Origin of the sequence: Paenibacillus sp. 598K (assembly GCF_003851045.1) — a bacterium.
Lineage (GTDB): Bacteria > Bacillota > Bacilli > Paenibacillales > Paenibacillaceae > Paenibacillus_D.
The window spans coordinates 80,973-95,091 of the sequence record NZ_BFBX01000065.1; the positions used below are offsets into that span (position 1 = coordinate 80,973).

The 14,119-nt window shown below is 59.2% G+C and carries 14 protein-coding genes; 13 read left to right on the forward strand and 1 reads right to left on the reverse strand.

Annotated features, from left to right (window positions below; translation table 11 throughout):
- Nucleotides 1–9 precede the first annotated feature (9 nt).
- From PA598K_RS18930 to PA598K_RS18960, 7 genes are all read left to right on the forward strand, one after another.
- Complete coding sequence (locus tag PA598K_RS18930) at nucleotides 10–708, forward strand: YggS family pyridoxal phosphate-dependent enzyme (RefSeq protein WP_128658512.1); 699 nt, start codon at nucleotides 10–12, stop codon at nucleotides 706–708.
- The gene (locus tag PA598K_RS18935) at nucleotides 708–1,172 is read left to right on the forward strand and encodes a cell division protein SepF (protein WP_128658461.1); all 465 of its coding nucleotides are present in this window, start codon (nucleotides 708–710) and stop codon (nucleotides 1,170–1,172) included. The genes PA598K_RS18930 and PA598K_RS18935 overlap by 1 nt, the downstream gene beginning before the upstream one ends.
- Nucleotides 1,173–1,179: 7 nt before the next feature.
- Complete coding sequence (locus PA598K_RS18940) at nucleotides 1,180–1,452, forward strand: YggT family protein (protein ID WP_128658462.1); 273 nt, start codon at nucleotides 1,180–1,182, stop codon at nucleotides 1,450–1,452.
- 21 nt (nucleotides 1,453–1,473) lie between these two features.
- Nucleotides 1,474–2,256, forward strand: coding sequence for a YlmH family RNA-binding protein (locus PA598K_RS18945; protein WP_128658463.1), 783 nt, complete (start codon nucleotides 1,474–1,476; stop codon nucleotides 2,254–2,256).
- Between the two features lie 82 nt (nucleotides 2,257–2,338).
- Nucleotides 2,339–2,830 carry a DivIVA domain-containing protein gene (locus PA598K_RS18950; protein ID WP_128658464.1) on the forward strand — a complete coding sequence of 164 codons (492 nt, stop codon included), beginning with the start codon at nucleotides 2,339–2,341 and terminating at the stop codon, nucleotides 2,828–2,830.
- Between the two features lie 729 nt (nucleotides 2,831–3,559).
- A complete protein-coding gene (gene ileS, locus PA598K_RS18955; protein WP_128658465.1) occupies nucleotides 3,560–6,649 on the forward strand; it encodes an isoleucine--tRNA ligase in 3,090 nt (1,029 codons plus the stop codon).
- 100 nt (nucleotides 6,650–6,749) lie between these two features.
- Nucleotides 6,750–7,082, forward strand: coding sequence for a DUF5665 domain-containing protein (locus PA598K_RS18960; protein ID WP_128658466.1), 333 nt, complete (start codon nucleotides 6,750–6,752; stop codon nucleotides 7,080–7,082).
- Between the two features lie 18 nt (nucleotides 7,083–7,100).
- Here the strand turns inward: PA598K_RS18960 and PA598K_RS18965 are convergent, their stop codons facing one another.
- The gene (locus tag PA598K_RS18965) at nucleotides 7,101–7,802 is read right to left on the reverse strand and encodes a TraR/DksA C4-type zinc finger protein (protein ID WP_128658467.1); all 702 of its coding nucleotides are present in this window, start codon (nucleotides 7,800–7,802) and stop codon (nucleotides 7,101–7,103) included.
- Between the two features lie 223 nt (nucleotides 7,803–8,025).
- Here PA598K_RS18965 and lspA point away from each other — a divergent pair, with 223 nt between their 5' ends.
- The 6 genes from lspA to PA598K_RS18995 all read left to right on the forward strand — a co-directional run bounded on the left by lspA (nucleotide 8,026) and on the right by PA598K_RS18995 (nucleotide 14,013).
- Entirely contained in the window at nucleotides 8,026–8,550 is a 525-nt protein-coding gene (gene lspA, locus PA598K_RS18970) for a signal peptidase II (protein ID WP_128658468.1), read from the forward strand.
- Nucleotides 8,522–9,484: an RluA family pseudouridine synthase gene (locus PA598K_RS18975; protein ID WP_128658469.1), complete on the forward strand. Its 963-nt coding sequence runs from the start codon at nucleotides 8,522–8,524 to the stop codon at nucleotides 9,482–9,484. The genes lspA and PA598K_RS18975 overlap by 29 nt, the downstream gene beginning before the upstream one ends.
- A gap of 209 nt (nucleotides 9,485–9,693) precedes the next feature.
- Entirely contained in the window at nucleotides 9,694–10,929 is a 1,236-nt protein-coding gene (locus PA598K_RS18980; RefSeq protein WP_128658470.1) for an LL-diaminopimelate aminotransferase, read from the forward strand.
- A gap of 315 nt (nucleotides 10,930–11,244) precedes the next feature.
- On the forward strand, nucleotides 11,245–11,808 hold the full coding sequence (gene pyrR, locus PA598K_RS18985) for a bifunctional pyr operon transcriptional regulator/uracil phosphoribosyltransferase PyrR (protein WP_128658471.1): 564 nt from the start codon (nucleotides 11,245–11,247) through the stop codon (nucleotides 11,806–11,808).
- The gene (locus PA598K_RS18990) at nucleotides 11,805–12,704 is read left to right on the forward strand and encodes an aspartate carbamoyltransferase catalytic subunit (protein ID WP_128658472.1); all 900 of its coding nucleotides are present in this window, start codon (nucleotides 11,805–11,807) and stop codon (nucleotides 12,702–12,704) included. The genes pyrR and PA598K_RS18990 overlap by 4 nt, the downstream gene beginning before the upstream one ends.
- A 22-nt stretch (nucleotides 12,705–12,726) precedes the next feature.
- Nucleotides 12,727–14,013 (forward strand): dihydroorotase, encoded by a 1,287-nt coding sequence (locus PA598K_RS18995; protein WP_128658473.1) that lies wholly within the window; start codon nucleotides 12,727–12,729, stop codon nucleotides 14,011–14,013.
- Nucleotides 14,014–14,119 lie beyond the last annotated feature (106 nt).

Genomic DNA, 14,119 nt, shown 5'->3' on the forward strand with positions numbered 1-14,119 from the left:
TTGACAACAATGCAGCAACGCATAGATGAAGTAGAGCGTCGCATCCAGGAGGCTTGCGCGCGCAGCGGACGCAACCGCGAAGAGGTCCGAATTATCGCGGTAACCAAGTACGTATCGACCGAGACGACGATAGAGGCTGTCCGTCACGGCTTGCTGCAGCTCGGTGAGAATCGCTGGCAGGACGCCCAGGCGAAATGGCATGCGCTACAGGATATTAATGGACCTGCTCTAACCTGGCATTTTATCGGCTCTCTGCAGACCAACAAGGTCAAGGAGGTGGTCGGGCGGTTCGCCTGCATTCACTCGCTGGACAGGCCTTCCCTCGCCAAGGAGATTAACCGCAAGGCCGAGCAGCTCGGCATTCGGGTGCCCTGCCTGCTGCAGGTCAACGTCTCCGGCGAGGACACGAAGCACGGCCTGCAGCCGGAGGAGCTGCGCGGGTTTGCCGCATCGCTGGCTGATCTGCCGTTTATTCAGCCCGCCGGATTGATGACGATGGCTCCTTACGAGGCGGAGCCGGAGGAGACGCGGCCGGTATTCCGGCGATTGCGCGAGCTACGGGATGAGTTGAATCGGGCGGCTGTGCTGCCTGAGCCATTACACGAGTTGTCGATGGGTATGTCCAACGATTTTGAGATTGCCGTCGAGGAGGGAGCGACCTGGCTGAGGCTGGGCACCGTCCTGGTGGGCAAGGAGGAGGAAGCGTAATGGGTGTTATGAACCGCTTTATGAACTTTCTCGGCTTGCAGGAAGAAGAAGAAGTCATTGAGCGCGAGAAGGTAATGACGCCGACCCAAGAGGAGTCGGAGCAGGACAATGCGTTTGAGGCGCGCAAGCAACAGCAACAACAACCAAAAAGCAACAACGTCGTCAGTATTCATTCCCAGAAAAATGTCCGCGTCGTGCTCATCGAGCCCCGCACCTACGACGAAGCCCAGGAGATCGCCGACCATCTGCGCTCGCGACGTCCGGTCATCGTCAATTTGCAGCGGGTGCGCAAGGAGCAGGCGGTCCGCGTCGTTGACTTTTTGAGCGGTACAGTATACGCTTTGAACGGCAACATTTCCAAACTCGGACCCCATATTTTCCTGTGCACGCCGGATTCGGTCGAAATTCAGGGCACCATCACGGAGATGATGGCGGAGGATGTTGAGTACAACAAAATGAGGTGACCTTTCGTTGAGCGAATTAGTAGTAGTGGAGTTTATTCAGAGACTTAGAACGATCTATACCTTCATGATTATCGGCTACGTGCTGATGTCATGGCTGCCTAACCTGAGGGAGAGCTTCATCGGCGAACTGCTGGGCAAGCTCGTCGAGCCTTACCTGTCGGTGTTCCGTCGGATCATCCCGCCGATCGGCGGTGTCCTCGATCTGTCCCCGATCCTCGCGGTGTTCGCGCTGCAGTTCGTCGCGGCGGGATTGATCGCCGTCATCACCTACTTTATGTAGAAGCGACCTGGAGCGAATGTGATGAATCAAGATATATATGAGCATTTTCACCCGGACGAACGCCCCTTCATCGACCGGGCCTCCGAGTGGGTGGACCGGGCGGGCGACTGGCATGAGGTGAAGCGAACCGACTTCCTCGATCCCCGTCAAGCCTTTATCCTGCGTACGCTGGCGCAGCGTCATCCCGACGTGCACCTGCGTCTGGACGGCGGCTACGAGGGCGCCGAGCGGCAGCGCGCGATCGTCGCGCCGGATTACCGACCGCTCGAGGCAGAGCCGATCGGCATAGCCGTACTCGCCATCGCAGCGAGCGACCGCAGCCCATTGGAGCTGGATCATGGCGATTACATGGGCGCTATCCTGGGCCTTGGGATCAAGCGGGACCGCGTCGGCGACATCCATGTGCATGAGCACAGCTGCCACTGTCTGGTGACGGAGGAGATCGCCTCGTATCTGAACGTCCATCTGCGGCAGGTGCACCGCGCCGCTGTACTAACGGAGGTGCTGCCACTCGCAGAGCTGCGGCCATCGGTGTCGGAGTTCGAGGAGATGAGTCTGTCGGTCGCATCGATGCGACTGGACGGGATCGCCAGCGATGTCCATCGCTTCAGCCGGGCGCGCATCGTCGAGCCGATCCGGGCGGGTCGTTGCCGGGTCAACTGGAAGGTGACGGAGGACCCGTCGAGACTGCTCAAGGAAGGCGATGTCGTCTCAATTCAGGGTCTTGGCCGGTTCAAGCTGCTGGAGGTCGAAGGAGTGACCAAGAAAGGCCGGATACGCGTCAGAGCGGGCAAATTTATTTGAGCGATTGAAGGATTTTGCGCCTAATTGTCGAATTGGTTGATTGAAAGCTGAGGGGATCGTCATTTCGATAGGAGGTGCGCCAGTGCCGTTAACGCCATTGGACATACATAACAAGGAATTCGGCCGCAGATTGCGCGGGTACGACGAGGACGAGGTCAACGAGTTTCTCGATCAGGTAATCAAGGATTACGAGTCGCTGATCCGCGAAAACAAGGAATTGCAAAATCAGCTGCTGGCGGTGCAGGAAAAGCTGAACCACTTCGCTAATATCGAGGAAACGCTCAGCAAGACGATCATCGTCGCTCAGGAAGCGGCCGATGAAGTGAAGGGCAACGCCAAAAAGGAAGCGCAGCTAATCATCAAGGAAGCCGAGAAAAACGCCGATCGGATCATCAACGATTCGCTGTCGAAATCGCGCAAAGTGTCGCTGGAGGTAGAGGAGCTGAGGAAGCAGGCCTCGATCTACCGCTCCCGGTTCCGGATGCTCGTCGAAGCGCAGCTCGAGATGCTGAGCAAGGACGACTGGGACGCGCTGGAGGCGCCGCAGCCCGAGGAGGCCGCTCTCGAACGTTGACAAACGGTTTGAAACGCGTTATAAATAGGGAATACTAACAAGGTATATGTAACTTCGATGACGAGAACGAGTACGTTGCATGGATGATCACCAGAGAGTCGGCGATTGCTGAGAGCCGATGTTCAGACTGCAGCCGAAGATCCTCTCCGAGAAGCAACGCCGAAGCATTAGAGGTAGGTTGGGGCTTGATTGCAATATGATCAAAAGCGCGCTTTTTAAACTTTTAAATTAAGGTTTAAAAAGGTCGCTTTTCAGCACCGAGAAGGTTGGAGGCCATTTAAAATGAGGAGCGGAGCGTAGGTGAGCCTACGTGAGCACCGGAAGTTTAAATGGCATTCAAGATTCGACGTCGAGTCGGCTTCTCCGGGATGGCATCGTGATCAAAAGCGCCCTTTTTAAACTTCCTCTAAAAGAGTAGGTGCTGCCGGGTGTCCACCGTTACCATGGAGTGCGGATCATTGTCCGCGACTAGAGCGCCGATTGCGCCTGTTCTGTTTTGGGCAGGGGATCGGAAGTAGGGTGGTAACGCGAGTAAACCTCGTCCCTTTTGGGAGAGGTTTTTTTTGTTGCTCGAAACGTTTGCAGAAGAAGGGTGCGCGCTGCAACGAAAGAAACTTTCGCTAAACGGCCAAAAGGGCCGCCTGCGGGCGCTGCAACGAAAGAAGCGCTGCTGAGAAGGCCAATAATATCAATAGGGTCCAGATTGGACAATGAGAAAGGATGACGAGAGTGCAACGTGTAGACGTCAAGGAGCGCGCCCGTCAGCGGGAGCTGCGGGTGCTGGAGCAATGGGAGCGGGAAGGAACGTTCAAGCAATCGATCGACAATCGCGAGGGCAAGCCAAACTTCGTATTTTACGAAGGGCCGCCGACGGCGAACGGCGCGCCGCATATCGGCCACGTGCTGGGTCGGGTCATCAAGGATTTCATCGGTCGCTACAAGACGATGACCGGCTATCGGGTCGTCCGTAAGGCAGGCTGGGATACCCATGGTCTGCCGGTCGAGCTCGGCGTCGAAAAGCAGCTCGGCATCTCGGGCAAGCAGGAGATCGAGAACTATGGCATCGAGGAATTCGTCAAGAAGTGTAAGGCCAGCGTGTTCGAATACGAAAAGCAATGGCGCGAGCTGACCGAGGCGATTGCTTACTGGACCGACATGGATGATCCGTACATCACGCTCGACAATCGTTATATCGAGAGCGTCTGGCATATCCTCTCGACGATCCATGACAAAGGTCTGCTCTATCGCGGCCATCGCGTCAGCCCGTATTGCCCTTGCTGTCAGACGACGCTGAGCTCGCATGAGGTGGCGCAGGGCTACGAGGATGTCAAGGATCTGAGCGCGACCGTCAAGTTCCGTCTGAAGGATCGCGAGGAAGCAATCCTCGCCTGGACGACGACGCCGTGGACGCTGCCGGCCAACGTCGCGCTGGCGGTTAATCCGGAGCTGACGTACAGCCGCGTGCGCGTGGACGGCGATGTCGTCATCGTCGCCGAGAATCTGGTCGAGAGCGTCGTCAAGGGCGAGCACGAGGTGCTGGGCACGGTGAAGGGCTCGGAGCTGGCCGGACTGGCGTATGTACCGCCGTTCGCCTATGCGACGGTCGAGAACGGTCATGTCGTGATCGCCGCCGACTTCGTCACCGACAGCAGCGGTACCGGCATCGTCCATCTGGCGCCGGCGCACGGCGAGGACGACTACAAGGCGGTGCGTCAGCACGGGCTGAGCATGCTAAGCGTTGTCGATACGTCGGGTCGCTATGTCGAGGCAGTGACGGATCTAGCCGGCCGCTTCGTCAAGGACTGCGACGTCGATATCGTCAAGATGCTGAGCGAGCGCGGGCTGCTGTTCAGCAAGGAGCGCTACGAGCATAGCTATCCGTTCTGCTGGCGCTGCAAATCGCCACTCCTGTACTATGCGACGGAGAGCTGGTTTATCAAGACCACCGCAGTCAAGGAGCAGCTGATCGCCAACAACAATGGCGTCGACTGGTATCCAGGCCATATCCGCGAGGGCCGCTTCGGCAAATTCCTCGAGGACCTGGTCGACTGGAACATCAGCCGCAATCGCTACTGGGGCACGCCGCTGAACGTCTGGGTGTGCGACAGCTGCGGCGGCGAGCATGCGCCGGGCAGCATCGCCGACCTGCGGGAACGGGCGATCGAGGACGTGCCGGAGGATATCGAGCTGCACAAGCCTTACGTCGACGGCATCCATCTGCGCTGTCCGCACTGCGAGGGCGGCACGATGACCCGCACTTCCGAGGTGATCGATGTCTGGTTCGACAGCGGCTCGATGCCGTTCGCCCAGCAGCATCATCCGTTCGAGAATGAGGAGCGCTTCGCGCAGCAGTATCCGGCGGATATGATCTGCGAGGGCATCGACCAGACGCGCGGCTGGTTTTTCAGCTTGCTGGCCGTCTCTACGCTCTACAATGGCAAAGCGCCGTACAAGGCGGTCATCTCGACCGGCCATATCCTCGACGAGAACGGCCAGAAGATGTCGAAGTCCAAGGGCAATGTCATCGATCCGTGGGAGATCATCAACGAGTACGGCACCGATGCTTTCCGCTGGGCGTTGCTGGCCGACAGCGCGCCGTGGAACAGCAAGCGATTCTCCAAGGGCATCGTCGGCGAAGCGAAGTCGAAGGTGATCGACACGATCGTCAACACCCACGCCTTCTACGCGCTCTATGCGTCGATCGACGGCTATGACCCGCAGGCGCATCCGCAGCAGGCGGCAGACAACAAGCTGGATCGCTGGATCGTCTCGCGTCTGCATACGCTGATCCAGCAAGTGAGCAAAGGGCTGGAGGCCAATGACTTCCTCAACCCGGCCAAGGCAATCGAGACGTTCGTCGACGAGCTGAGCAACTGGTACATCCGCCGCTCGCGCGACCGCTTCTGGGGCAGCGGACTGACCGATGACAAGCTGCAAGCGTACCAGACGCTCCGTCAGGTGCTGCTGACGCTCTCCGGGCTGATCGCGCCGTATGCGCCGATGCTGGCGGACGAAGTGCACCGTAATCTGGGCGGCGAGGGCAGCATCCATCTGACCGACTACCCGGTCGCCGACGAGTCGCTGATCGACAGCGAGCTGGAGCGCGACATGGAGACGGCGCGCAGCATCGTCGAGCTGGCGCGCAATGTCCGCAACGAGACGGGCATCAAGACGCGGCAGCCGCTCGCCAAGCTGATCGTCTCGCTGGACGGCCCGTTCGAGCTGGCGGCCTACGAGGAGATCATCAAGGATGAGATCAACGTCAAGGCGATCGAGATTGAGCAAGGCGACAGCGGCTTCGTCGACTTCACACTCAAGCTCAATCTGAAGCTGGCCGGACGCAAGTACGGCAAGCAGGTTGGGCCGATCCAGGCCTACCTGAAAGGACTGGCGCCGGAGCAGACGCGCGAAGCGGTGCTGAGCGGCAGTCTGACCTACACCGCCGACTCCGGCGAGACGATCGTCATCGACAAGGAGGAGCTGCTCGTCGAGAAGCAGGCGAAGGCCGGCTACGCTGCCGCCTCCGGCAACAGTCTGACGGTAGCGCTGCATACCGAGGTGACGCCGGAGCTGATCCAGGAGGGTTGGGTACGCGAGGTGATCCGCGCCGTTCAGGATACGCGCAAGAAGCGCGATCTGGCGATCGAGAAGCGGGTGGCGCTGACATTGTCCGTAGACGAGGAGCTGCGGGAGGCGTTGGTCGCCTTTGACCATGTGCTGCAAGACAATGTGCTGCTGACTTCGGTGGCATTCGGCGAAGCCGCAGATATGGAGCGCGTCGAGCTGGGGGACAAAACGATCGGAATTTCCCTGCAATAAACCGGATATACTGGTAGTAGAAGACCCGGTACGCGAAGCGAGCTCTCTACCTAGGTAAAGAGCTCGTCTTCGATGTTGCTGCATATGAGGGGGAAGCTCGATGGCGGACAAGGACGAGACGAGAGACTGGGATCAGCTCCGCAGCGCGCTGGAAGCGCTGGAGACGCGGCTGCAAAAGGTAACGGTCGATATGGAGCGCTCGATGATCGCCGATTATGTGCAGCTGCTGAACCGGCCAAGATCGCTGATCTGGCGCAATCTGCTCGCTGGCACGGCGCGCGGCGTCGGCATCGCGATCGGCTTTACGTTCTTCGCTGCGACGATCCTCTACGTGCTGCAAATGCTCGGCGCGCTTAATCTGCCGATCATCGGCGACTATATCGCAGACATCGTCAAGATCGTCCAGAATCAGCTGGAGGGCAAGTCGTATTAGGGCGTTGTCAGACACGTCTTAATCGGCGCTCTGCTCCTCTTCGCTGTGCATAAACTCGTCATAGGCGCGATTGCGGTAAAAATAGCGTTGCGTGCCGGTCATGTCGGTGGCAAGGAAGCTCTCGATGTCCTCGACATAGCCGTCCGGCTCGCCGGACTCGATGCCCATCTCCGCGTAGTCGGCGACATCATGCTCGGCCATCGCTGGCGAATCGGAGTTGCCCCACGCCTCGACGATCTGCCAGCTGTCCTCGCCGTCAAAGCCGTTGTACGCTTCCGGCTCGTCCATGCTGGTGCGACCGAAGGGCGGCTGCAGGAGCTGCTCCTCAATCGGTCGGCGATCCGAGACGTGACGACGCGGTGCATGCTCGGTGCAGAAAAGCGTCTCCGGCACGGCTTGCAGACGGGCGAACGGGATGTCGTCGCCGCATGCCATGCAGCGGCCGTAACGGCCGTCCTCGATGGCGCGCAGCGCTTCCTCGGTGCGCATCAAGGCCAGCTCGGCTTGCTCCAGCAAGGCGAGATCCTTGCCCCGCTCGAACAGCTCGGAGCCGAGATCGGCAGGATGGTTGTCGAGCGTCGACAGTTCGCCGGTAGCATCCCGGAGCGAAGCTGCCAGACCGAAGGCGTTGTTCTCGTCGAGCTGATCCTCGAGTCGTTGTCGCTGGCGTTTCAGTTCATTCGACAAGGCAGACAATTGATGAGGGGATAAAGAATTCATATTTCGCCGCCTTCCGATATTGGATTCGGCTGCAGTTGGTTCAACTTAAGTTCAGCCACCTCTAGCATTTGCGGAGGCGGCTTTTTTTAATCGACGCGGGGCGCCGGGCAGCGCTGCCGCAGGACCGCGAAATTTTGGCACCCGGTTTGCTGGCAACCAGGCCTGAGCGTATGCTACAATATTTGGGATGATTACAGTTATCTAGCCGGGGGGAGTAAATCAAGTGAAATATTATTATTATGTGATCGCCATCGCGGTATTCATCCTCGATCTCGTGACCAAAAAGCTCATCGAAACCCAGATGGAGATCGGCGACAAGATTCAGGTGCTCGGCAATTTCTTCATTATCACCTCTCACCGCAACCGGGGTGCGGCCTTCGGCATCCTGCAGGAGCAGACGCTGTTCTTCATCATCGTTACCTCGCTGGTCGTCATCGGCATCGTCGGCTACATCTACATGAATCGCAATTCCGGCAAGATCCGGTTGCTCTGTGCACTCGGGCTGGTGCTCGGCGGCGCGTTTGGCAACTTCCTCGATCGTGCGACCAAGGGAGAGGTCGTCGACTTCCTGCAGTTTAACTTCGGCTCGTGGACATTCCCGATCTTCAACGTGGCCGATATGGGCATCGTCATCGGCGTCGGTCTGATCCTGCTCGACACGATCCTCGACATCAAGAATGAAGACAAACAAAAAGCTGACAAGCAAAATGGAGACGATCATGACCAAGAATACAAGCAACCCGTCTAACAACGTATCTAATGAAGAAGAAGCGTGGGAGATGATCATCGACGACGAAGGCGCCGGCGAACGGCTGGACAAGCTGCTCGCCGAGGCGCTCGAGGAGGAGTCGGTGTCCCGGACCCAGATCCAGGACTGGATACGCGGCGGTCATGTGCAGGTCGGCGGACGGACAGTCAAGCCGAACTATAAGGTGGCAGCGGAGGATCGGATTGTCGTGATGCCGCCGGCGCTGGAGTCGGCCGAGCTGACGCCGCAGGATATTCCACTCGAGGTCGTCTATGAGGATGGCGATGTGATCGTCGTCAACAAGCCGCGCGGCATGGTCGTCCATCCGGCGGCAGGGCATCCTGACGGCACGCTCGTCAACGCGCTGATGTATCACTGCAAGGACCTTGCGGGCATCGGCGGCGAGCTGCGGCCCGGCATCGTGCATAGGATCGACAAGGACACGACAGGGCTGCTAATGGCGGCCAAAAACGACCTCGCGCACCATGCGCTGGCTGAGCAGCTCAAGGCACATACCGTGACGCGCAAATATATCGCGCTGGTGCACGGCAATCTGCCGCATGACCATGGCACGATCGATGCGCCGATCGGACGCGACCCGCAGGATCGCAAGCTGTTCAAGGTGACGGATCGCGGCGGCAAGGATGCGGTGACGCATTTTGCCGTGCTGGAGCGGATCGGCGATTTTACGCTGGTAGAGCTGAAGCTGGAGACGGGCAGGACGCACCAGATTCGCGTCCATATGAAGTATATCGGCTATCCGCTTGCCGGCGACCCGGTCTATGGCCGCAACAAGACGATCGCTCTGCCAGGGCAGGCGCTTCATGCGGCCGTGCTCGGCTTCGATCATCCGCGCACCGGCGCATACCATGAATACGAAGCGCCGCTTCCGGCCGATTTTGTACGGGAGTTGGACATACTACGTCAGAGCTAGCTATTGCTGGAGTGGGCCCACAGAGGACGACGTAACCGCGGCACATCGCCTTGCGATGTGCCGTTTTCCCTTGCATCGATGCAAATAGTGCAAACATTTCGCTACATCCTGCATTATGTCGACACAGGGAACTGAGCTATGCTGAATACGTTAGGAAGCCGCTGTGCGCAGGCGTTCCAATTCAATGCATAGGAAGGTGTTTATATACAATGACACAGATCAATCAGAATTTCCTCGAGCTGCAAGGCAGCTACCTGTTCTCGGAAATCGCCAAGCGTCGTACGAAGTTTATCCAGGAGAACCCGAATGCGGAGATCATCAGCCTCGGGATCGGCGACGTGACGCGCGGCCTGCCGGCAGCGATCACGCAGGCGATGCATGCAGCGGTCGACGAGCTGGCTGAAGCCGGAACGTTCCGCGGGTACGGCCCGGAGCAAGGCTACGACTTCCTCGTCAATGCGATCATCGAGGGCGACTACAAGTCGCGCGGCATCGACATCCAGAGCAATGAAGTGTTCGTGAGCGATGGCTCCAAGTGCGACGTCGGCAACATCCAGGAGATCTTCAGCCAGGACAGCATCGTCGCTGTACAGGACCCGGTCTATCCGGTCTATGTCGACACGAATGTCATGGCAGGCCGCTCCGGCTCGTTCAACAAGGACAAAAACCAATACGAAAGCATCGTCTATCTGCCATCCAATGCGGAGAATAACTTCAAGCCAAGCTTGCCGCAATCGAAGGTCGATGTCATCTACCTGTGCTACCCGAACAATCCGACAGGCACGACGCTGACGAAGGACGAGCTGAAAACGTGGGTCGACTATGCTCGCGCCAATAACTGCATCATCCTCTACGATTCGGCGTACGAAGCGTTCATCCGCGAGGAAGAGGTGCCGCATAGCATCTACGAGATCGAAGGTGCCCACGAAGTGGCCATCGAATTCCGCAGCTTCTCCAAGACGGCAGGCTTCACCGGCGTACGCTGCGCCTATACGGTCGTGCCGCGCGCGCTGAAGGCTCGCGACGCTGCAGGCAACGAAGTGCTGGTCAATGATCTGTGGAATCGCCGTCACACGACCAAGTTCAACGGCGTCTCGTACGTGACGCAGCGCGGCGCGGCAGCGATCTACTCGGCCGAAGGTCAAGCGCAAATCGCCGAGCTGGTCGACTACTATATGACCAATGCGGCGATCATCCGCGACGGATTGCAATCGCTGGGCCTTGAGGTATACGGCGGTGTCAATGCTCCGTACATCTGGCTGAAGACGCCAAACGGCATGGACTCGTGGGCCTTCTTCGACAAGCTGCTGTCCGAGGCGAATATCGTCGGTACGCCGGGCGTCGGCTTCGGCCAGAGCGGTCAAGGCTACTTCCGCCTGACGGCCTTCGGCAGCCGCGAGAATACCGAAAGAGCGGTCGAGCGAATCCGCAAGCTGAGCCTGTAAAGACACGAAGCCGGGGCAGCGACAGCGGTTCCGAGCGGCGGGCAGGCGGCAGGCAAAACTATTGACTTCTTTTGTCGAACGTGGGATAATGCTTCTTAATGAAACGAAGTGCCTTTAAGTTCAGTCCCGTGAGGCTGTCAAGGTAACGTGCGTTTGAAGAGGCGTCGATCCCCTGATGCAGGACCAGTACCGGTATAATTCGGTCTGGACCTTCGTCATGTCCGTGTCGGCAGCTTTTGAGGACATGCATAACTCCTTGCGCCCTGCGCAAGGAGTTTTTGTTGTGTAGCCCAGCCAGGAAGGAGAAGGGGTAACGTGAGCGAGGAACGTCATGATATTATGGACGAGACATCGATCCGACGAGCGCTGACCCGGATCGCCCATGAGATCTTGGAAAAAAACAAGGGCATCGACAACTGCGTGCTCGTCGGCATCCGGACGCGCGGCATCTACCTGGCTCGCCGGCTCGCCGAGCGCATCCACGAGATCGAAGGCAAGCAGGTCGCGGTTGGCGAGCTGGATATTACGAGCTATCGCGACGATCGCAGCACACGCCCGGTATCGAGCGGAGCGGCATGCGTCGACGAAGCGGGGCAGTCGCTGGCACTGCAGGACAAGCGGGTCATCCTGTTCGACGACGTGCTCTATACGGGCCGGACGATCCGGGCGGCGATGGACGCGCTGATGGATCACGGGAGGCCGCAGTTGATCCAGCTAGCGGTGCTAGCGGACCGGGGACATCGCGAGCTGCCGATTCGCGCCGACTACGTCGGCAAGAACGTACCGACCTCCAAGCTGGAGAAGATCGAGGTAAGCCTGAGCGAACTGGACGGCGAAGACAAAGTAACGATCATCCAACAGAGGGGGCAGCAAGCATGACGATTACGCAGCTGAGACAGAGGAGCTTGCTAGGCCTGAAGGATATGGACAAAGAAGAAATTCTCTCGATTCTCGATCGCGCGGCCTATTGGGAGAGTCAGCCGGAGAAGGTGCAGCCGGTCATCTCTGGCAAGTTCGTAGCGAATATGTTTTTTGAGAACAGCACGCGGACTCGCTTCTCCTTTGAGGTGGCGGAGAAGCGGCTGGGCGCCGAGGTGCTCAACTTCACGGCGGCCGCCTCTAGCGTCGAGAAGGGCGAGTCGATCTACGATACGGTGCGGACGCTCGAATCGATGGGCATCGACGCTGGCATCATCCGTCTCAAGCCGATCGGGCTGCTGGCTGAGCTGGCCGAGCGCATACGGGTGCCGCTCATCAACGCTGGCGACGGCAACAATGAGCACCCGACGCAGGCGCTGCTCGACCTGTACACGATGCGCAAGCAGTTCGGCGAGCTGGCCGGGCTGACGGTCGCCATCATCGGCGATATTCTGCACAGCCGCGTCGCCCGCTCCAATCTGTGGGCGCTGCGCGCGCTCGGCGCTCGCGTCGTGTTCTGCGCGCCGCCGAACATGCAGGCAACAGAGCTGGACGCGCCTTATGTGACGATGGACGAGGCGCTGCAGGCCGATGTGGTGATGATGCTGCGCGTACAGCTCGAGCGTCACGAGAGCGGCATGATCCGCTCAGCAGAGGAGTATCGCAGTCAGTACGGATTGACGACCGAGCGCGCGGCACGGATCGCCTCGCATGCGATCATCATGCATCCGGCCCCGGTCAACCGCAACGTCGAGATCGACGACGAGCTGGTGGAGCATCCGCAGTCGCGCATCTTCACACAGATGAGCCATGGCGTGCCGGTGCGGATGGCGGTCATCGAGCGAGCGCTTAGCTAAAATCGAAGGGAGACGATATAGAGTGGCATTGTGGATACTGAACGGCAAGGTGTGGAACCAGGAGAAGGGTGAGCTCGAGACGAAGCATGTGCGCATCGAAGGCGATCGGATCGCCGGTGTGCTGGAGGCGGATGTCAGCCCCGAGACGAATGGCGACGAGGTAATCGACGCTGCCGGAAAGCTCGTCTCGGCTGGCTTCATCGATATGCACGTCCACCTGCGCGACCCGGGCTTCGAATATAAGGAAGATATCGAGAGCGGTACCCGCTCGGCAGCGAAGGGCGGCTTCACGACCATCGCCTGCATGCCGAATACGCGACCGGTGACGGATACGCCGGAGACCGTGCGCTACATCCTCGACAAGACCGCTGAACAAGGCGTCGTCAAGGTGCTGCCATATGCGGCGATCACCAAAAACGAGCTCGGCCGCGAGCTGACGGACTTCGCAGCCCTCAAAGAAGCAGGCGCGATCGGCTTCACCGACGACGGCGTCGGCGTGCAGAACGCGCAGATGATGAAGGATGCGATGAAGCTGGCGGTGTCGCTGAACATGCCGATCATCGCTCACTGCGAGGACGACTCGCTGGTGGTGGGAGCTGCCTTTACCGAAGGCAAGTTCGCCGAGAAGCACGGCCTCAAGGGTATCCCGAACGAGTCGGAAGCGATCCATGTCGGCCGCGATATCCTGCTCTCGGAGGCGACAGGCGTACACTACCATGTATGCCATGTCAGCACCGAGCAGTCGGTGCGACTGATCCGCCAGGCCAAGGCGATCGGCATCCGCGTCACCGCCGAGGTATGTCCGCATCACCTGGTGCTGTCGGACGAGGACATCCCGGGCATGGACGCCAACTGGAAGATGAACCCGCCGCTGCGGAGCCCGCGCGACGTGCAGGCGGTCATCGAAGGGCTCGAGGATGGCACGATCGACATGATCGTTACCGACCATGCGCCGCATAGCCAGGAGGAGAAGTCGCGGGCGCTGGAGCTGGCTCCGTTCGGCATCGTCGGATTCGAGACGGCCTTCCCGCTGCTCTACACCAAGTTCGTCCTGACCGGCAAGTGGACGCTGGGCTTCCTGCTGCAACGGATGACCGTTGACCCGGCCCGCGTGTTCGGACTCGAGAGCGGCCAACTGGTCGCAGGCGCGCCAGCCGACATCACGATCGTCGATCTGCACAGCGAGCAGGACGTCATCACCGAGACGTTCCTCTCCAAGGGCCGCAACACGCCGTTCGGCGGCTGGAAGCTGCAAGGCTGGCCAGTGACCACCATCGTGGATGGAAAAGTTGCCTGGTCGGAACAATAAACCCTAATATAATGAAAAATCTGTGGACAACAGCGATCGGAAGAATGATCCGTCCGCGCAGGCACGAAATTTGCCACACACGATATGAATGAGCCATCATGGACTT